Below are 17,498 nucleotides of genomic sequence, written 5' to 3'. Positions count from 1 at the left end.
TTACTCGCTCACAATTTCAATCAAAATACGAACAAGCGCTCCTTGCTGTAAAGGATGGGGCGTTCAATAAGTGAACTGACTCACACAATTGTTATGCGTTCACAATTTGGGTGTGAGCTGAGAAACTTGCCGCGCCAGCTGGATCAGTGAATCAGCCAGCGCCTGGGGAGTGGTGGTTTGCGTATCGGGAGGCAGAACCGTTTTGCGCTTGACCAGGGTGACGGGAAGCAGTTGGTTACCCACGCTGGAGCCGCCACGGGGGAGTTGCAATAGCCTGTCGACGCTGGTTTCACCCAGCAACGGAAAATCCTGCCTGATGGTGGTCAGCGGTGGGATGTAACAGGCGCTGTCTTCGGTGTCATCGTAGCCAATTACCGATATATCCACTGCAACCCGCAGACCGAACTCGCTGATTGCCCGCATCGCGCCCAGCGCCATTTGATCGTTAGCGACCAGCATGGCGGTAGGGAGGTTGCCGTTATTCAGCATGTGCATCGTTTGCTGAAAACCAGACATCGCGCTCCAGTCGCCTTCCAGCTCCACAACGGGTTGTAGCTGGTAATGTGCCAGATACTTGTGCCAGCCCGCATGCCGAAGCCTTGCCGAAACGGAAGTGTGCGGCCCGCTCAGCAGGGCGATCCGTTGATGTCCGTGCTGCACCAGATGTTCAACGCCAAGGCGCGCGCCGTCGTCATGAGAGAAAATCACGCTGTTAATTGGCGTCAAGTCAGAGACATCGAGAAACAGCACCGGCACTGTACCGCAGGCAGCTGCCACGGCAATGGCATCTTCTTCATCCAGCGGATAGTTGATGATAAGCCCGGTTACGCGTTGAGAAAGCAGATTGTGGACCGCGGCTTTACAGGACTCAACGCCGCTGCGCTCGACCATGGCGATCACCACGCTGGCACCGGACTGGTCGGCGCGGGATTTTATGGCAGCAACGATTTGTGAGGGGGCATGCAGGGCAAGGTTTGCCGTCACAACGCCAATCAGTGGCGTCTGTTTGCCAGCCAGCTGCTGTGCAACGCGGTTAGGAATGTAATTGAGTTCCGTCATCGCGGCCTCAACTTTCTGTCGGGTTTTTGCGGAAACGTGGCTGGCCTGGTTCACGACGCGAGAGACGGTCTGGTAAGAGACACCTGCATGGTCTGCTACATCATATAGCGTTACCGGTTTCACGTTTATCACCCCTGTCATGACGTTATCTGTGCGCTATGATGCCACAGCGGGACGGTTTTGGGGTATTTGCGCATGGGTTCTGCGAGGCGCATTCCAGGGTTTGAGGATAGCGTGATGAAGGATTTATCGCCGTTATACCTAACAGAAGAAAAAAGTGAGGACATTGTGAGCGAATCTGCGGCAAAAAATATTCTGTCCATCTACCGACGCCATGCGGATGCTTTTGCCAGCCAGCGCTCGCGCACCTTGTTCGAGAAAAGCTGGCTCGATAAATTTATTTCCGTGATGGGCGGGCAGGGCAGCATTGTGGATATTGGCTGCGGCAACGGTCAGCCGATCGCCGGTTATTTTATCCAGCAAGGTTTTCAGCTTACCGGCGTTGATGGTTCCTCGGCGATGCTGGCGCGGGCCCGAAACACTTATCCTGCACAGCGCTGGCTGGAACAGGATATGCGCGAGTTGGCACTCAATGAGACTTTCGATGGACTGATCGCCTGGGACAGCTTTTTCCATTTAACTCAGCAGGACCAGCAAAAGATGTTCCCGATTTTTGACCGCCTCAGCCATCCCGGTAGCGCGCTGATGTTTACCAGCGGTACGGACAACGGCATCGCGATGGGGCAATTTGAAGGTGAGCCGCTGTTTCACGCCAGCCTCGCGCCGGATGAATACCGCGCACTGCTGTCAGCACACGGTTTTGCGGTGGTCGAGATGGTGATGGAAGATCCGCACTGCGCCGGGCACACCATCTGGCTGGCGCAAAAAAGAGGCTAATCACCGCGAAAGGTTTTACGCCATTCAGCCGGGCTAACGCCAAAGTGGGATTTAAAATGTTGGCGCCAGGTGACGGGCGACTGAAAACCAACCTGTTCGGCGATGCGTTCAACGGGTAACTGGCTGGACTCCAGCAACGTCTGGCTACGGCGCAGGCGCTCGGCAATCAACCATTCGGCCACGCTTGACCCTGTGGCCTTCATAAAATGACGGGTGAGGGTGCGACGGCTCATCATCACCCGTTGCGCCAGCTCGTCAAGATTATGTGATTCATGGAGATGCTGGCGCAAATAGTCGAGCAAGACGTTGATGCGCTGATCTTTGGTATTTTTCGCCACCGGTTGCTCGATAAACTGTGCCTGGCCGCCCTCGCGATGTGGCGGCACAATCATCCGTCTGGCAATCTGATTCGCCACCGTGCTGCCAAAACGCTGGCGGATGACGTACAGGCAGCAATCCAGCGCAGCGGCGGTGCCTGCCGAGGTAATAATACCGTCGTCATCCACGTACAGCGCGTTGATATCCAGATGAGCTGCCGGAAAGCGGACCTGAAAATCCTGCTCGAACTCCCAGTGCGTAGCCGCCCGTTTGCCATCCAGCAGACCGGCGTAGCCGAGGACAAACGCACCCAGGCATAACCCAACAATCTGCGCGCCGTTTTGTCGCGCACGATTGAGCGCATCAAGCAGGCTTTGTGGTGGCCGATGTGCCGTGGTACCCCACCAGGGGATCACCACAATGTCGGCGGGCTCCACCGCTTCATAGCCGTAGGCTGCGTTAATGGAGAAGCCATCCTGCGAGGAAACGATGCCCGGCTGTTCTGCACACAGTTGCACCTCAAAACGCTTTTTCGTCGCCACTTTGTCACTGAAAATAATGCACGGCACCGAGAAGTGAAACGGGCTGAAATCTTCCACGGCAACAATGGCGACGTTAAGCGGTTGCATACGAGTCCTCTGTGGAGTTTAAAACGTCAGGGTTTCGCCATCTTCCGGCACGTTAACGAATTGCGCAATCTGGTTGTCGCAGGCGTACTCTTTCAAGGCTGCGCGGGTCAGCAGACAGTGGTTAATCGCCTCCATGTGGGTCGCCACAATTTGTGCTTCGGGCAGCGTGAAGTGGGTTTTTAGCACATCTTCCGCGCCCATGATAATTGGGCCAAACCCGATAACGTGAGCAAAGCCTGCGTTCAGAATGACCACGCCTGGCTGGAAAGTCCGCATGTTGGTTTCCACCTCGTCGCGCCAGATGGTGTCCCCGACCAGATACAGCGTTTTTTCCGCCGGATGCTGGAAGATAACTCCGCAGGCATCACCCAGACGCTCAGCCATTTGCGGGATGGCGTAAGCGCGATCCGAACCGTGCTGGCCGCCGGTTTTACGCAGGGTGATATCACCAAGCGCAGTGTTTTGCGTCAGTACGGTCAGTTGCGTGAAACCTTGTTCCCGCAGTACCTGCGCATCGCGATCGTTTTGCACATAAATCGGTTTGTCTTTCGGTACGACACGAGCCGCGGATTCATCCCAGTGGTCTTCATGCAGATGGGTCACGATCAGCGCATCAACGTTGAGCAGGGTGTCGATATCGACAGGCAGATCAACGGTCGGGTTGCGGATCTCGGCGCGAGCCGTACCGGCAAAGCCCGGATAAGTACCTTTTGCCGCCAGCATAGGGTCGATCAGAAAGGTTTTGCCACCAAAAGTGATGTGCTGCGTAGCGTTACGGATTTGCGTGATGTTCATGGTGTTTGCTCCACGTGTTGGGTCAGTGGTGTCATCGTAGAGTGTTGTCCAGAAGATGAATGTGGGCAAATGGGCGACTAGCGATGGGATTGGGCCAACTGCGGATTACAGATGTCGATAATGTAATTAGAATTAAAGTAATTTAATATTTCCTTGGTGGCTCGTTATTTAATAAGTAGCTATTATATCGAACTGAATAAGAATGCTGTTATTTAAATACGGAAAGGTTTATTAAATGCGAAGTTGTGCCGGAAAACATTATTGATATATGTAATGCATAGTGACCAATAAAACAGATCGCGAACCATGAAATAAGAATGCTATCATTCACACCAGACGCGGCAGGCAACTGCTGGCACACGCATTTACCCCGGAGCAACTGATGAACAACGACATTCCGCTAAAATATTATGATATCGCCGACGAGTACGCGACCGAGGCCGCAAAGCCGGTGAGCGACACAGAACGTGACGCGCTGGCGCACTACTTCCAGCAGCTGATCACTCGTTTGATGAACAACGAAGAGATCAGCGAAGAAGCGCAGCAGGAGATGGCTACCGTGGCAGGTGTCGACGCTCAGCGTATCGATGATATTGCGGAGTTCCTCAATCGTTGGGGTAACGAGTAGCCAAAGACATGGCCTGTGTTTTACACTGCGCGCAAATCGAGTAGGTATACTCTACAAGTAATAGGTTTAATCAGGCGGAAACAGCAATGAACGGAACAATCACAACGTGGTTTAAAGATAAAGGCTTTGGATTTATCAAAGATGAAAACGGCGACAACCGCTATTTTCATGTGATTAAGGTTGCTAATCCTGAGCTGATCAAGAAAGACGCGGCGGTGACTTTTGAGCCCACCACTAACAACAAAGGCTTGTCTGCCTACGCGGTAAAAGTCATACCAGACAGCAAGTACATCTATATTGCAGGCGAGCGTCTGAAGCTCACCTCGATCAAGTCATTCCTGGTCTACAGCGAAGAAGTCCCTGTAGAGACCCGTATCGACAAAGAAAATGCTGTGCTGTCTGTCGGCGTGCTGATGAACAGCATCCGACCGAAATCAGACGTCAAGCCTGGTGAAATGCGCACGCTGAAAAAGCTGGCCATCACTACCTTCCAGGGCACGACGCTGATCTTCTCGGAAGATGAAATTGACATCGACGCGACGGTGAAACTGCTTAAAGTCTGAAACCCTTCGGACTGAATAAAAACCGGAACGCCGCGCTTTTCAGGAGCGGGTTTCGGTTTTTTTTTGATATGTGTAATTTACGTGATTCAGGTATGTAGTGATAAAATTAGTAGGTAGCAATCCGTTTCTGAATAGGTATATATTATCCGTATTAAATAAATATGATCGCCAACTATTTGCAGATTAGTAGCGCGGTTAACTAATAGTGATTCACCGGTATAACTAATGGGGTAATATAAGTGATTTTTAAAAAAATATGGAAAGCTATATCTTCTGAATATATACCATCGGCCATTTGCTTTTTTCTCCTTGCAAAAATGGATTATGAAATAATATCTATCTGGCCACAGAATGAATCGGTTGATGACAGAATTAAACTTTCTTTACTATTCATTCATTTGGTGATGATTTTAGTGATGTTTACTCCGCTAATTAATCGGTTTTTGTCACGAGTAGACAATGAGAAACTTGAAAAGTTTATAGCTCTTCCGCAGAAAGATAAAAACATCACATACATCGATTATTATGATTTTCTGAGCGGGCTTGCTTTATCAGCATTTTACTTATCTATCCTTATTTTTACAATGAAGAGTATTTACGAAGAAGCAGGATGGATAATTTCTGGTATTTATATATTTACAATGTTTGTGTCTTCTATTTCTATTGCTGCATTGTCATTGCTTAGATTTATCTGGTTATTTACAAAGTTTAATAATTATATATATTGGTTTATTGTTTTACTTGCGAGCAGTATGTGTATGGCAGTTATTGGTGCCGCGATGAAAATGGCCTCGTAAAAATGCGCTTAATATCTGGAACAGTGATGATTCCGTTTTGTAATCCGTGGGATGCATTGTTGCAAAGCTTAAAGCCTCTTTTGAAGAGGCTTTAAGCCCTCAGCGACCAGGGAAGTAAAAGACTGTCTTTCCTGGTGTTGAGCATTCTGCCAAAAACATAATTAACAGTATTCCAACTACTTTCTTCATTATCACGAGACTGCCGGATTTACCACGTCATCCATCAGTATGTAACGTGCTTCCTGGCGCGTGTATTGATCGATTAATGGTACAAGTCGCTGGAAATGCTCGCTGGCACAATGTTCATCGAGAGCCGCGTGGTTTGGCCATTCTTCGATAAAAATAAAATGCCCCGGATCTTTTTCATCAATATAGAGGTCGTAAGCAATGCAGTGCGGTTCTTTCTTCGTTGCCGCTATTAGCTCACGATACAACGGGAGAACAGTTTCAATATACTCAGGTTTGATGAAATCCTCAGCAATGACCTTTAACATGCAGCCTCCTGGCAGAAAACGAACGCACACTATGTAATGAAGATATTTTTTGGGCAAGAGGTCACAGAGTTTTATCGGCCGGATAGTGAGTTATGCCAGCTATCAATCAGATGATCCGCATAACTGTGATCCATCTCACCTCCCGGCAACCAAAATCTCCTGCGATTCGACGCCGTCCTCTATCTGTTTCGCCACCTTTTGTAAGGCCGGAAGATGCTTTTCCGCGGCCTGTTCGATGGTCATGGCGCTGGCCATATACACCAAATTCAGGCAGCCGATCACCCGCTGTTCGCTGCGGATGGGGACGGCGATAGAAGCGATTTTCTCCTCCTGATCCCAACCGCGAAAGTTCTGCCCAAAACCGTCTTTTCGCGCGCGGGTCAAAATGGCATTGAGCTTCAGCGGCTCGCGCGCAAGCTGGAACTCTTCTCCCGATCGGGAGGCAAGCATTTCAATCAGTTCCTGCCGTTCATTCTCCGGGCAAAATGCCAGCCAGGTCAGGCCGGATGCGGTTTTCAGCAGTGGCAAACGACGCCCTACCATCGCCCGGTGAAACGACAGACGGCTGAAACGGTGGGTGGTTTCACGTACCACCATCGCGTCCACATCCAGCGTAGAAACGTCGGTCGGCCAGATGACCTCGCGCAGCAAATCTCCCAGCAGCGGGGCGGCGAGTGCAGAAATCCACTGCTCGTCACGAAACCCCTCGCTGAGCTGGCGGACTTTAATGGTTAAGCGAAAGCTGTCATCGGACAGGCTGCGCCGGACGTAACCCTCATCCTGCAGGGTTTCCAGCAGCCGTCTGACCGTGGTGCGATGCAGGCCGCTTAACTCAGCAAGCAAGCCAACACTGGCCCCACAATCGAGCCGGTTTAACATATTTAATAACATTAATCCGCGCGTTAATCCGCGTACGGTTTTGTACTCAGTGCTCTCGTCATTTTTCATATTCATTGACAAATCTACAGGTAAAACAACGTTGTGCACTTAGTGCACATCCTGGCATGTTTTGATTGTAGCGCAAAAACTCGCTTCTATACTGACCGCACAACAAAAAATTATTCACATATTTTTAACAAAACAAATTGCGCCTCACCAGGGTCCGCAATTGCGTTTTGTCCGAGTCGTGAGGTTCTGAAATGACAACAAAAAACCCGGATATCCAACCCGCTGTGCAGCATACCGCGCAGGTGGCGATTGCCGGTGCTGGTCCGGTAGGGCTGATGATGGCCAACTATCTTGGGCAGATGGGCATTGAGGTGTTGGTAGTGGAGAAGCTCGACACGCTGATCGACTATCCTCGCGCCATCGGCATTGATGATGAAGCGCTGCGCACTATGCAGTCTGTGGGGCTGGTCGAGAACGTTTTGCCGCACACCACGCCGTGGCACGCGATGCGCTTTCTTACCCCGAAAGGCCGCTGTTTTGCTGATATCCAGCCGATGACCGACGAATTTGGCTGGTCGCGCCGCAATGCTTTTATTCAGCCGCAGGTGGACGCGGTGATGTTGGAAGGGTTGTCGCGTTTTCCCAACGTGCGCTGCCTGTTCTCCCGCGAACTGGAGGCCTTCAGCCAACAAAACGGCGAAGTGACGCTAAATCTGAAAGCGCCAGACGGTCAACGTGAAACGGTGAAGGCCCAGTGGCTGGTGGCCTGCGACGGCGGCGGCAGCAACGTCAGACGTTCTCTGAACGTGCCGTTTGAAGGTAAAACCGCGCCGAATCAGTGGATTGTGGTGGATATTGCCAACGATCCGCTCAGCACGCCGCATGTGTATTTGTGCTGCGATCCGGTGCGCCCGTATGTCTCCGCCGCGCTGCCGCACGCGGTGCGCCGTTTTGAGTTTATGGTTATGCCGGGGGAAACCGAAGCGCAGCTTAGCGAGCCGCAGAATATGCGCCAGTTGCTGAGCAAAGTACTGCCGAACCCGGACAACGTCGAGCTGATCCGCCAGCGCGTGTATACCCATAATGCTCGTCTGGCCGAACGTTTTCGTATTGACCGCGTGCTGCTGGCGGGCGATGCGGCGCACATTATGCCGGTCTGGCAGGGTCAGGGATACAACAGCGGCATGCGCGATGCTTTCAACCTGGCATGGAAACTGGCGCTGGTGATTAACGGTATAGCCGGCGATGCGCTGTTGGATACCTACCAGCAGGAACGCCGCGACCACGCCAAAGCGATGATCGACCTCTCCGTGACCGCTGGCAACGTACTTGCGCCGCCCAAACGCTGGCACGGCGCGGTACGCGATGGGGTTTCCTGGCTGTTGAACTATATTCCGCCGGTCAAACGCTACTTCCTTGAAATGCGGTTTAAGCCGATGCCGCAGTACCACGCCGGGGCGCTGGTGCGTGAAGGCGACGCGAAAACTTCACCGGTCGGCAAGATGTTTATCCAGCCGAAGGTGACGCTGGAATCGGGCGAAGTGACGTTGCTCGACAACGTCATCGGACCGAATTTCGCGGTGATTGGCTGGGGCTGTAACCCACTATGGGGCATGAGCGAGGCGCAGATCCAACAGTGGCAGGCGCTGGGGACGCGTTTTATCCAGGTCGTGCCGGATACGCAGATACATACCGATCAGGATAACCACGACGGCGTTACCCGCATAGGCGATACGCAAAACCGCCTGCGCGCGTGGTTTGCCCAGCACAACGCCGCGCTGGTAGTCATGCGCCCGGACCGCTTCGTGGCCGCCATCGCCATTCCGCAAACCCTGGGCAGCACCCTGAATAAACTGGCGTCGGTGATGACGCTCACTCGCGCTACTGCCGACATTCCTGTTGAAAAGGTTGCCTGATATGCACGCTTATCTTCACTGTCTTTCCCACTCGCCGCTGGTGGGCTATGTCGACCCGGCACAGGCTGTGCTCGACGAGGTTAACGGCGTGATCGCCAGCGCTCGGGCACGTATTGCGGCGTTCGAACCTGAACTGGTCGTGCTGTTTGCCCCCGATCACTACAACGGATTTTTCTACGACGTGATGCCGCCGTTCTGTTTAGGCGTTGGAGCTACAGCGATCGGCGATTTTGGTAGTGCGGCGGGGGAATTACCGGTGCCGACAGATCTCGCTGAAGCCTGCGCCCACGCGGTAATGAAAAGCGGTATCGATCTCGCCGTGTCCTACAACATGCAGGTCGATCATGGCTTCGCGCAGCCGCTGGAGTTTTTGCTCGGCGGCCTGGATAAGGTGCCGGTGCTGCCAGTGTTTATTAACGGCGTCGCCACGCCGCTGCCGGGCTTTCAGCGTACCCGCATGCTCGGTGAAGCGATTGGCCGTTTCGCCAGCTCGCTGAATAAGCGCGTGCTGTTTTTAGGCTCCGGTGGTCTGTCGCACCAGCCGCCGGTACCGGAGCTGGCGAAGGCTGATGCCCATATACGTGACCGCCTGCTCGGCAGCGGCAAACAGTTACCTGAAAACGAGCGCGAGCTGCGCCAGCAGCGGGTGATCAGCGCCGCCGAGAAGTTTGTGGTCGATCAAAACACGCTACACCCGCTTAACCCTGTCTGGGATAACCGTTTTATGACCCTGCTTGAGCAGGGGCGTTTGCAGGAGCTGGACGCGGTCAGTAACGAAGAGCTGTCCGCGATGGCGGGCAAATCAACGCACGAAGTTAAAACCTGGGTTGCCGCCTTTGCCGCCATTTCTGCCTTTGGCAACTGGCGCAGCGAAGGCCGTTATTACCGCCCGATCCCGGAGTGGATCGCCGGATTCGGCTCCCTGAGCGCCACTACGCAGAACTAAAACAGAACTGAATATGCAGGAGAACATCATGACTTACCAACCGCAAACCGAAGCCGCTACCAGTCGTTTTCTGGAGGTGCAGGAAGCAGGCGAAACCCTACGCGTGCATTTCAATGACTGTGGGCAGGGCGAAGAGACCGTCGTGCTGCTGCACGGATCCGGTCCTGGCGCGACGGGCTGGGCAAACTTCAGCCGCAATATCGATCCGCTGGTACAGGCCGGATACCGGGTGATCCTGTTGGATTGTCCTGGCTGGGGCAAAAGCGATGGGATCGTTAACCGCGGTTCGCGATCCGATCTCAACGCCCGCATCCTGAAAAGCGTGGTCGATCAGTTGGATATTCAAACAGTCCACCTGCTGGGTAACTCGATGGGCGGTCACAGTGCTGTGGCGTTTACCCTGAGCTGGCCGGAGCGCGTGGGCAAACTGGTATTAATGGGCGGCGGAACGGGCGGCATGAGCCTGTTTACCCCGATGCCGACCGAAGGTATCAAGCGCCTGAATCAGCTGTATCGCGAGCCGACCATCGAGAACCTGAAGCTGATGATGGAGATCTTTGTCTTCGACACCAGCGACCTGACCGAGGCGTTGTTTGAGGCGCGCCTGAATAACATGCTGTCGCGTCGCGATCACCTGGAAAACTTTGTCCAGAGTCTGGAGGCCAACCCGAAACAGTTCCCGGATTTCAGCCCGCGTCTGGGTGAAATCAAAGCCCAGACCCTGATTGTCTGGGGACGCAATGACCGCTTTGTGCCGATGGATGCCGGTCTGCGCCTGCTTTCCGGGATTGCCGGTTCTGAACTGCACATCTACCGCGACTGCGGGCACTGGGCGCAGTGGGAACATGCGGATGCCTTTAACCAACTGGTGCTGAATTTCCTCACACGCCCTTAAGGAACGGACATGACGAATCGTAATCTTGAGCAGCTAGCCGCCGATTTACGTCAGGCTGAAGAAAAAGGGGAAGCTATCGCCCCGCTGCGTGAATTAATTGGTGTGGATAACGCCGAAGCGGCCTACGCCATTCAGCGCATCAACGTGCAGTACGACGTGGCGCGCGGGCGTCGCGTGGTCGGGCGCAAAGTGGGGCTGACGCACCCGAAAGTGCAGCAGCAGCTGGGTGTCGATCAACCGGACTTCGGTACGCTGTTTGCTGATATGTGTTATGGCGATAACGAAACCATCCCGTTTTCCCGTGTGCTGCAACCGCGTATTGAAGCCGAAATTGCGCTGGTGCTGAACCGCGATCTGCCCAATACCGACACCACTTTTGACGAACTTTACAACGCCATCGAGTGGGTACTTCCCGCGCTGGAAGTGGTCGGCAGCCGTATCCGCGACTGGTCGATCAAATTTGTTGATACCGTGGCGGATAACGCCTCCTGTGGCGTGTATGTGGTCGGCGGTCCGGCACAGCGTCCGGCAGGATTAGATCTGAAAAACTGCGCGATGAAAATGACGCGCAACAACGAAGAGGTCTCCAGCGGGCGCGGCAGCGAATGCCTGGGACATCCGATCAACGCCGCCGTTTGGCTGGCGCGCAAAATGGCCAGCCTCGGCGAGCCGCTGCGTGCCGGAGACATTATTCTCACCGGAGCGTTAGGCCCGATGGTGGCGGTGAATGCGGGTGATCGTTTCGAAGCCCATATCGACGGTATTGGTTCAGTCGCCGCCACCTTTTCAGCGGCGGTTACAAAAGGAAGTCAGTCATGAGTAAGCGTAAAGTCGCCATTATCGGCTCCGGCAACATCGGTACCGATTTGATGATAAAAATTCTGCGTCACGGCGTGCATCTGGAAATGGCGGTGATGGTCGGTATCGATCCAGAATCTGATGGCCTGGCGCGTGCCCGACGCATGGGCGTTGCCACCACCCATGAAGGGGTGACAGGGCTTATCGCCATGCCGGAATTCGCCGATATCGACATCGTGTTTGACGCCACCAGCGCAGGCGCGCATGTGAAGAACGACGCCGCGCTACGTGCCGTTAAACCAGGCATCCGCCTGATCGACCTGACGCCCGCGGCAATCGGTCCTTACTGCGTGCCGGTGGTGAATCTGGCAGCCAACGTTGATCAGCAGAACGTCAATATGGTGACCTGCGGCGGACAGGCAACCATCCCAATGGTGGCGGCAGTTTCTCGCGTGGCAAAAGTCCATTACGCCGAGATTATCGCCTCGATCGCCAGTAAATCGGCGGGGCCGGGTACCCGCGCCAATATCGACGAGTTTACCGAAACTACCTCGAAGGCGATTGAAGTGGTCGGCGGCGCGGCAAAAGGCAAAGCCATTATTGTCCTTAACCCGGCCGAACCGCCGCTGATGATGCGTGACACGGTGTATGTGCTGAGCGAAGCGGCCTCTGAGGTTGAAGTTGAAGCGTCGATTAATGAGATGGCGGCGGCGGTGCAGGCCTACGTGCCGGGCTATCGCCTGAAACAGCGTGTCCAGTTTGAAGTCATCCCGGAGGATAAACCGGTGAATCTGCCGGGTATCGGCCAGTTCTCTGGGCTGAAAACCGCGGTGTATCTGGAAGTGGAAGGCGCGGCGCACTATTTACCAGCCTACGCGGGCAACCTCGACATTATGACCTCCAGCGCGCTGGCGACCGCTGAGAAGATGGCGCAGTCCCTCGCTCGTCAGGCAGGAGAAGCAGCATGAACGGTAAAAAACTCTATATCTCTGACGTGACCCTGCGCGACGGTATGCACGCTATTCGTCATCAATATTCGCTGGAGAATGTGCGCCAGATAGCCAAAGCGCTGGACGACGCACGGGTTGATTCTATTGAAGTGGCCCACGGCGACGGTTTACAAGGTTCCAGCTTTAACTACGGCTTTGGTGCGCACAGCGATCTGGAGTGGATTGAAGCGGCGGCGGACGTGGTGAAGCATGCCAAAATTGCCACGCTGTTGCTGCCGGGTATCGGCACTATTCATGACCTGAAAAATGCATATCAGGCCGGCGCACGGGTAGTGCGCGTGGCGACCCACTGCACTGAAGCAGACGTGTCGGCCCAGCATATTCAGTATGCGCGTGAGCTTGGCATGGATACCGTCGGCTTTCTGATGATGAGCCATATGACCACACCGGAGAACCTGGCGCAGCAGGCGAAGCTGATGGAAAACTACGGAGCGACCTGTATTTATGTGGTCGATTCCGGCGGCGCAATGAACATGAGCGATATTCGCGCCCGCTTCCGCGCACTGAAAGCGGTGCTGAAGCCGGAAACAGAAACCGGAATGCATGCGCATCACAACCTGAGTCTTGGGGTGGCGAACTCCATTGCCGCGGTAGAAGAGGGGTGTGACCGTATCGACGCCAGCCTGGCCGGGATGGGCGCAGGCGCGGGCAACGCGCCATTGGAGGTATTTATCGCCGCTGCGGATAAGCTTGGTTGGCAGCACGGCACCGATCTCTATGCACTGATGGACGCCGCCGACGATTTAGTGCGTCCACTACAAGACCGCCCGGTGCGGGTGGATCGTGAAACGCTGGCGCTGGGCTATGCCGGGGTGTACTCCAGCTTCCTGCGTCATTGCGAAGTGGCGGCAGCACGTTATGACCTGAGCGCAGTAGATATTCTGGTGGAACTGGGCAAACGTCGGATGGTGGGCGGCCAGGAAGATATGATCGTCGACGTAGCGCTGGACCTGCGCAACCGCAAATAAAAAATGATAACGCGGCTGGCAACGTATCAGCCGCGATTCACCTGCATCGTGACCTCAGAGGGACATCTTATGACGACCCGTACCCCCGCATCTTACCGCCTGACGTTGACCGTTGGGCTTTGCTTTTTAGTTGCCCTGATGGAAGGGCTGGATTTACAGGCCGCCGGTATCGCTGCCGTCGGTATCGCCCACGCGTTTGCGCTGGATAAAATGCAGATGGGTTGGATCTTCAGTGCGGGCATTCTCGGACTGCTGCCCGGCGCGCTGGTGGGCGGCATGCTGGCTGACCGCTATGGGCGCAAGCGCATTCTCATTGCCTCTGTGGCGCTGTTCGGCCTGTTCTCGCTGGCGACGGCGATTTCCTGGGATTTCTCATCACTGGTTTTTGCCCGTCTGATGACCGGTGTCGGGCTGGGCGCGGCGTTGCCGAATCTGATCGCGCTGACCTCCGAGGCGGCGGGCCCGCGTTTTCGCGGTACGGCGGTGAGCCTGATGTACTGCGGTGTGCCGATTGGCGCGGCGCTGGCGGCAGCGCTCGGGTTTAGCGGCCTGGCCTCCGCCTGGCAAACTGTGTTCTGGGTTGGCGGGGTGATCCCGCTGCTGCTGGTGCCGCTGTTGATGCGCTGGCTGCCGGAATCACAGGTTTATACCCAACAAACGCAAGTGGCCGCCGCACCGCTGCGTGCCCTGTTTGCGCCAGCGACGGCGAGTGCCACGCTGCTGCTGTGGTTGTGCTATTTCTTCACCCTGCTGGTGGTGTATATGCTGATCAACTGGCTGCCGATGCTGCTGGTGGAGCAGGGCTTTCGGCCATCGCAGGCGGCAGGCGTAATGTTTGCTCTGCAAATTGGCGCGGCCAGCGGCACGTTAATTCTCGGGGCGTTAATGGATAAACTGCGCCCGGTGGTGATGTCGCTGCTGATCTACACTGGGATGTTGGCTTCGCTGCTGGCGCTGGGTACGGTGTCGTCATTGAGCGGCATGCTAATGGCGGGATTTGTGGCCGGGATGTTCGCCACCGGCGGGCAAAGCGTGTTGTATGCGCTGGCGCCGCTGTTTTACAGCACGCAGATCCGCGCCACAGGTGTGGGCACCGCCGTCGCAGTCGGGCGTCTGGGGGCGATGAGCGGCCCGCTGCTGGCAGGGAAAATGTTAGCGCTCGGTACCGGAACGGTAGGGGTGATGGCGGCTTCTGCGCCGGGCATTTTGCTGGCAGGCCTGGCGGTATTTATTCTGATGAGCCGCAAATCGCAGATGCCGATCCCGGCCAGCGGTGCTTAAGCATTCATCCGGTTGTGTGAGTGGGGAGATTTGGTTCCTACTTCCGGGTGAACGCCGTCAGTCAACTGTGTTGCCAAAGTTTAGATAAAACATGGCAACGGAGGCGTTATGAGCTGGCGGCCCTTTTTGTATCTGATTATTAATCCCCACCCGCTATTAAGCGCCCGACGCGGTCATCTGCGTCTGGTGCAGGGTTGACTTTGCATTCTGTTAACAAACGCGGTATAACAAACCTTCTTTGGATGTTTAGATGTCCATACGTTTAGAAGGTTATATGCAAACAACACAACAAAATGCGCCACTGAAGCGCACAATGAAAACGCGTCACCTGATTATGCTTTCCTTGGGCGGCGTGATTGGCACAGGATTATTCTTCAATACCGGGTACATCATCTCCACCACTGGAGCGGCGGGAACGCTGCTGGCCTATCTGATTGGCGCGCTGGTGGTCTGGCTGGTTATGCAGTGTCTGGGCGAGCTGTCGGTCGCGATGCCGGAGACCGGGGCGTTTCACGTTTATGCCGCGCGCTATCTTGGTCCGGCTACCGGGTATACCGTGGCCTGGCTCTATTGGCTGACCTGGACCGTGGCGCTGGGTTCGAGCTTTACCGCCGCCGGATTCTGTATGCAGTACTGGTTTCCACAGGTGCCGGTATGGGTCTGGTGCATGGTGTTCTGCGCGATTATTTTTGGTCTGAATGTTATCTCCACACGCTTTTTTGCCGAAGGGGAGTTCTGGTTCTCCCTGGTCAAGGTGGTCACTATCATCGCCTTTATCATCCTCGGTGGGGCGGCGATTTTCGGCTTTATTCCTATGCAGGATGGCTCGCCCGAGCCGGGGCTGAGTAATATCACGGCGGAAGGCTGGTTCCCGCACGGTGGCTTACCGATTCTGATGACTATGGTGGCAGTGAACTTTGCTTTTTCGGGTACCGAGCTTATCGGCATTGCCGCCGGTGAAACGGAAAACCCGCGCAAAGTTATCCCGGTAGCGATTCGTACTACCATCGCGCGACTGATTATTTTCTTTATCGGCACCGTGTTTGTGCTGGCGGCGCTGATCCCGATGCAGCAGGCGGGCGTGGAGAAAAGCCCGTTTGTGCTGGTGTTTGAGAAAGTAGGGATCCCGTACGCCGCTGATATTTTTAACTTCGTGATCCTGACGGCTATTCTTTCTGCAGCGAACTCCGGGTTATATGCCTCCGGGCGCATGCTGTGGTCGCTGTCGAATGAACGTACGCTACCGGCCTGTTTTGCGCGAGTAACGAAAAACGGCGTTCCACTGACGGCGCTGTCGGTCAGTATGCTCGGTGGTGTGCTGGCGCTGTTTTCCAGCGTGGTGGCCCCGGACACGGTATTTGTTGCGCTGTCGGCAATCTCCGGGTTTGCGGTGGTGGCGGTGTGGCTGAGTATCTGCGCCTCGCATTTTGTTTTTCGTCGCCGTCATCTGCAACAAGGTAAGGCATTGAGTGAATTACATTATCGCGCGCCGTGGTATCCGCTGGTGCCGGTATTAGGTTTTGTGCTGTGCCTGGTGGCCTGTGTAGGGCTGGCATTCGATCCAGCGCAGAGAATTGCGTTGTGGTGCGGGTTACCGTTTGTTGCGTTGTGCTATGGTGCTTATTTCCTTACTCAACCCCGAAACGCAAAACAGGAGCCAGAACATGTCGCAGAATAATCCGTTACGCGCTCTCCTTGATAAACAGGATATCCTGCTGCTGGATGGCGCGATGGCGACGGAGCTGGAAGCGCGAGGGTGTAACTTAGCCGACAGCCTGTGGTCAGCCAAAGTGCTGGTAGAAAACCCGGAGCTTATCCGCGAAGTGCATCTTGATTACTACCGGGCGGGGGCGCAATGCGCGATCACTGCCAGCTATCAGGCGACGCCGGCGGGCTTCGCCGCGCGAGGTCTGGATGAAGCGCAGTCGAAAGCGCTGATTGGCAAAAGCGTGGAGCTGGCGCGTAAAGCCCGTGAAGCGTATCTGGCAGAGAACCCGCAGGCGGGAACGCTGCTGGTGGCGGGATCCGTCGGGCCTTACGGCGCGTATCTGGCGGATGGCTCTGAATACCGTGGCGATTATCATTGTAGCGTTGAGGCATTTCAGGCGTTTCATCGCCCGCGCGTGGAAGCCTTGTTGGATGCCGGGGCCGATCTGCTGGCCTGCGAAACCCTGCCGAATTTTGCCGAGATTGAGGCGTTGGCCGAGCTGTTGACCGCATATCCGCGTGCGCGGGCGTGGTTCTCATTTACCCTGCGCGACAGCGAGCACCTGAGCGACGGTACGCCGCTGCGTGACGTGGTTGCGTTGCTGGCGGGTTATCCGCAGGTGGTGGCGCTAGGCATTAACTGCATTGCGCTGGAAAACACCACCGCTGCGTTGCAGCATTTACACGGTTTAACGGCGCTGCCGCTGGTGGTGTATCCGAACTCGGGCGAGCAGTACGATGCGGTGAGCAAAACCTGGCATCATCACGGTGAGCATTGTGCGCAGCTGGCGGATTATCTGCCGCAGTGGCAGGCCGCTGGCGCACGGTTGATTGGCGGGTGCTGTCGCACCACGCCTGCGGATATCGCCGCGCTAAAAGTGCGAAGCTGAGAGTTTATCGGGCCTACAT

General features: G+C 55.1%; 18 protein-coding genes. 13 read left to right on the top strand and 5 right to left on the bottom strand.

Translation table 11 applies throughout. From position 1 onward, the window contains the following. Positions 1–99: 99 nt before the first annotated feature. Positions 100–1,182 (bottom strand): LacI family DNA-binding transcriptional regulator, encoded by a 1,083-nt coding sequence (locus tag OGY04_RS13570; protein ID WP_071444598.1) that lies wholly within the window; start codon positions 1,180–1,182, stop codon positions 100–102. A 114-nt stretch (positions 1,183–1,296) separates the two neighbouring features. Here OGY04_RS13570 and OGY04_RS13565 point away from each other — a divergent pair, with 114 nt between their 5' ends. Beyond that, entirely contained in the window at positions 1,297–1,956 is a 660-nt protein-coding gene (locus OGY04_RS13565; protein WP_502872415.1) for a class I SAM-dependent DNA methyltransferase, read from the top strand. On the opposite strand, the gene OGY04_RS13560 is transcribed toward OGY04_RS13565, so the two are convergent. Both OGY04_RS13560 and OGY04_RS13555 read right to left on the bottom strand, forming a co-directional pair. Beyond that, positions 1,953–2,903 carry a GlxA family transcriptional regulator gene (locus OGY04_RS13560; RefSeq protein WP_286585390.1) on the bottom strand — a complete coding sequence of 317 codons (951 nt, stop codon included), beginning with the start codon at positions 2,901–2,903 and terminating at the stop codon, positions 1,953–1,955. The genes OGY04_RS13565 and OGY04_RS13560 overlap by 4 nt on opposite strands. 18 nt (positions 2,904–2,921) lie before the next feature. Continuing rightward, complete coding sequence (locus OGY04_RS13555; protein ID WP_032942484.1) at positions 2,922–3,698, bottom strand: MBL fold metallo-hydrolase; 777 nt, start codon at positions 3,696–3,698, stop codon at positions 2,922–2,924. Between the two features lie 382 nt (positions 3,699–4,080). Here OGY04_RS13555 and OGY04_RS13550 point away from each other — a divergent pair, with 382 nt between their 5' ends. The 3 genes from OGY04_RS13550 to OGY04_RS13540 all read left to right on the top strand — a co-directional run bounded on the left by OGY04_RS13550 (position 4,081) and on the right by OGY04_RS13540 (position 5,686). Beyond that, entirely contained in the window at positions 4,081–4,326 is a 246-nt protein-coding gene (locus tag OGY04_RS13550; protein WP_003021350.1) for a YmjA family protein, read from the top strand. Between the two features lie 86 nt (positions 4,327–4,412). Next, positions 4,413–4,889, top strand: coding sequence for a cold-shock protein (locus OGY04_RS13545; RefSeq protein ID WP_003830914.1), 477 nt, complete (start codon positions 4,413–4,415; stop codon positions 4,887–4,889). Positions 4,890–5,128: 239 nt separating this feature from the next. Then, positions 5,129–5,686, top strand: coding sequence for a hypothetical protein (locus tag OGY04_RS13540; protein ID WP_223849069.1), 558 nt, complete (start codon positions 5,129–5,131; stop codon positions 5,684–5,686). A gap of 191 nt (positions 5,687–5,877) precedes the next feature. Here OGY04_RS13540 and OGY04_RS13535 read toward each other — a convergent pair whose 3' ends face one another. Next, a complete protein-coding gene (locus tag OGY04_RS13535) occupies positions 5,878–6,180 on the bottom strand; it encodes a putative quinol monooxygenase (protein WP_008783873.1) in 303 nt (100 codons plus the stop codon). A gap of 135 nt (positions 6,181–6,315) precedes the next feature. Then, positions 6,316–7,128, bottom strand: a complete 813-nt coding sequence (locus OGY04_RS13530) for a DNA-binding transcriptional regulator (RefSeq protein ID WP_286585424.1) — start codon at positions 7,126–7,128, stop codon at positions 6,316–6,318. A 191-nt stretch (positions 7,129–7,319) separates the two neighbouring features. On the opposite strand from OGY04_RS13530, the gene OGY04_RS13525 reads away from it, so the two are divergent. The 9 genes from OGY04_RS13525 to mmuM all read left to right on the top strand — a co-directional run bounded on the left by OGY04_RS13525 (position 7,320) and on the right by mmuM (position 17,479). Continuing rightward, positions 7,320–8,984 (top strand): bifunctional 3-(3-hydroxy-phenyl)propionate/3-hydroxycinnamic acid hydroxylase, encoded by a 1,665-nt coding sequence (locus tag OGY04_RS13525; RefSeq protein ID WP_286585389.1) that lies wholly within the window; start codon positions 7,320–7,322, stop codon positions 8,982–8,984. 1 nt (position 8,985) lies between these two features. After that, entirely contained in the window at positions 8,986–9,930 is a 945-nt protein-coding gene (mhpB, locus tag OGY04_RS13520) for a 2,3-dihydroxyphenylpropionate/2,3-dihydroxicinnamic acid 1,2-dioxygenase (RefSeq protein ID WP_286585388.1), read from the top strand. A 28-nt stretch (positions 9,931–9,958) separates the two neighbouring features. Then, complete coding sequence (mhpC, locus tag OGY04_RS13515) at positions 9,959–10,825, top strand: 2-hydroxy-6-oxonona-2,4-dienedioate hydrolase (RefSeq protein WP_103015003.1); 867 nt, start codon at positions 9,959–9,961, stop codon at positions 10,823–10,825. A 9-nt stretch (positions 10,826–10,834) separates the two neighbouring features. Continuing rightward, a complete protein-coding gene (mhpD, locus tag OGY04_RS13510; protein ID WP_000184938.1) occupies positions 10,835–11,644 on the top strand; it encodes a 2-keto-4-pentenoate hydratase in 810 nt (269 codons plus the stop codon). Then, on the top strand, positions 11,641–12,591 hold the full coding sequence (gene mhpF / locus OGY04_RS13505) for an acetaldehyde dehydrogenase (RefSeq protein ID WP_003830924.1): 951 nt from the start codon (positions 11,641–11,643) through the stop codon (positions 12,589–12,591). The genes mhpD and mhpF overlap by 4 nt, the downstream gene beginning before the upstream one ends. Continuing rightward, the gene (gene mhpE, locus OGY04_RS13500) at positions 12,588–13,601 is read left to right on the top strand and encodes a 4-hydroxy-2-oxovalerate aldolase (protein ID WP_032942491.1); all 1,014 of its coding nucleotides are present in this window, start codon (positions 12,588–12,590) and stop codon (positions 13,599–13,601) included. Before mhpF ends, mhpE begins: the two co-directional genes overlap by 4 nt. Before the next feature lie 69 nt (positions 13,602–13,670). Then, entirely contained in the window at positions 13,671–14,882 is a 1,212-nt protein-coding gene (gene mhpT / locus OGY04_RS13495) for a 3-(3-hydroxy-phenyl)propionate transporter MhpT (protein ID WP_020996588.1), read from the top strand. Positions 14,883–15,156: 274 nt separating this feature from the next. Then, a complete protein-coding gene (gene mmuP / locus OGY04_RS13490) occupies positions 15,157–16,560 on the top strand; it encodes an S-methylmethionine permease (RefSeq protein WP_286585387.1) in 1,404 nt (467 codons plus the stop codon). Next, the gene (gene mmuM, locus OGY04_RS13485) at positions 16,547–17,479 is read left to right on the top strand and encodes a homocysteine S-methyltransferase (RefSeq protein ID WP_286585386.1); all 933 of its coding nucleotides are present in this window, start codon (positions 16,547–16,549) and stop codon (positions 17,477–17,479) included. Before mmuP ends, mmuM begins: the two co-directional genes overlap by 14 nt. Positions 17,480–17,498 lie beyond the last annotated feature (19 nt).

It is taken from the genome of Citrobacter sp. Cpo091 (genome assembly GCF_030332645.1).
In the GTDB taxonomy this organism is placed as follows: Bacteria; Pseudomonadota; Gammaproteobacteria; order Enterobacterales; family Enterobacteriaceae; genus Citrobacter; species Citrobacter portucalensis.
The sequence above is the reverse complement of the archived record's forward strand: the minus strand, read 5'-3'. Positions and strand labels throughout refer to the sequence as shown.

Coding starts and splice junctions, on each gene's coding strand:
- OGY04_RS13565 (WP_502872415.1), top strand. CDS start 1,297: ATGAAGGATTTATCGCCGTTATACCTAACAGAAGAAAAAAGTGAGGAC.
- OGY04_RS13560 (WP_286585390.1), bottom strand. CDS start 2,903: ATGCAACCGCTTAACGTCGCCATTGTTGCCGTGGAAGATTTCAGCCCG.
- OGY04_RS13555 (WP_032942484.1), bottom strand. CDS start 3,698: ATGAACATCACGCAAATCCGTAACGCTACGCAGCACATCACTTTTGGT.
- OGY04_RS13550 (WP_003021350.1), top strand. CDS start 4,081: ATGAACAACGACATTCCGCTAAAATATTATGATATCGCCGACGAGTAC.
- OGY04_RS13545 (WP_003830914.1), top strand. CDS start 4,413: ATGAACGGAACAATCACAACGTGGTTTAAAGATAAAGGCTTTGGATTT.
- OGY04_RS13535 (WP_008783873.1), bottom strand. CDS start 6,180: ATGTTAAAGGTCATTGCTGAGGATTTCATCAAACCTGAGTATATTGAA.
- OGY04_RS13530 (WP_286585424.1), bottom strand. CDS start 7,128: ATGAAAAATGACGAGAGCACTGAGTACAAAACCGTACGCGGATTAACG.
- OGY04_RS13525 (WP_286585389.1), top strand. CDS start 7,320: ATGACAACAAAAAACCCGGATATCCAACCCGCTGTGCAGCATACCGCG.
- mhpB (WP_286585388.1), top strand. CDS start 8,986: ATGCACGCTTATCTTCACTGTCTTTCCCACTCGCCGCTGGTGGGCTAT.
- mhpC (WP_103015003.1), top strand. CDS start 9,959: ATGACTTACCAACCGCAAACCGAAGCCGCTACCAGTCGTTTTCTGGAG.
- mhpD (WP_000184938.1), top strand. CDS start 10,835: ATGACGAATCGTAATCTTGAGCAGCTAGCCGCCGATTTACGTCAGGCT.
- mhpF (WP_003830924.1), top strand. CDS start 11,641: ATGAGTAAGCGTAAAGTCGCCATTATCGGCTCCGGCAACATCGGTACC.
- mhpE (WP_032942491.1), top strand. CDS start 12,588: ATGAACGGTAAAAAACTCTATATCTCTGACGTGACCCTGCGCGACGGT.
- mhpT (WP_020996588.1), top strand. CDS start 13,671: ATGACGACCCGTACCCCCGCATCTTACCGCCTGACGTTGACCGTTGGG.
- mmuP (WP_286585387.1), top strand. CDS start 15,157: ATGCAAACAACACAACAAAATGCGCCACTGAAGCGCACAATGAAAACG.
- mmuM (WP_286585386.1), top strand. CDS start 16,547: ATGTCGCAGAATAATCCGTTACGCGCTCTCCTTGATAAACAGGATATC.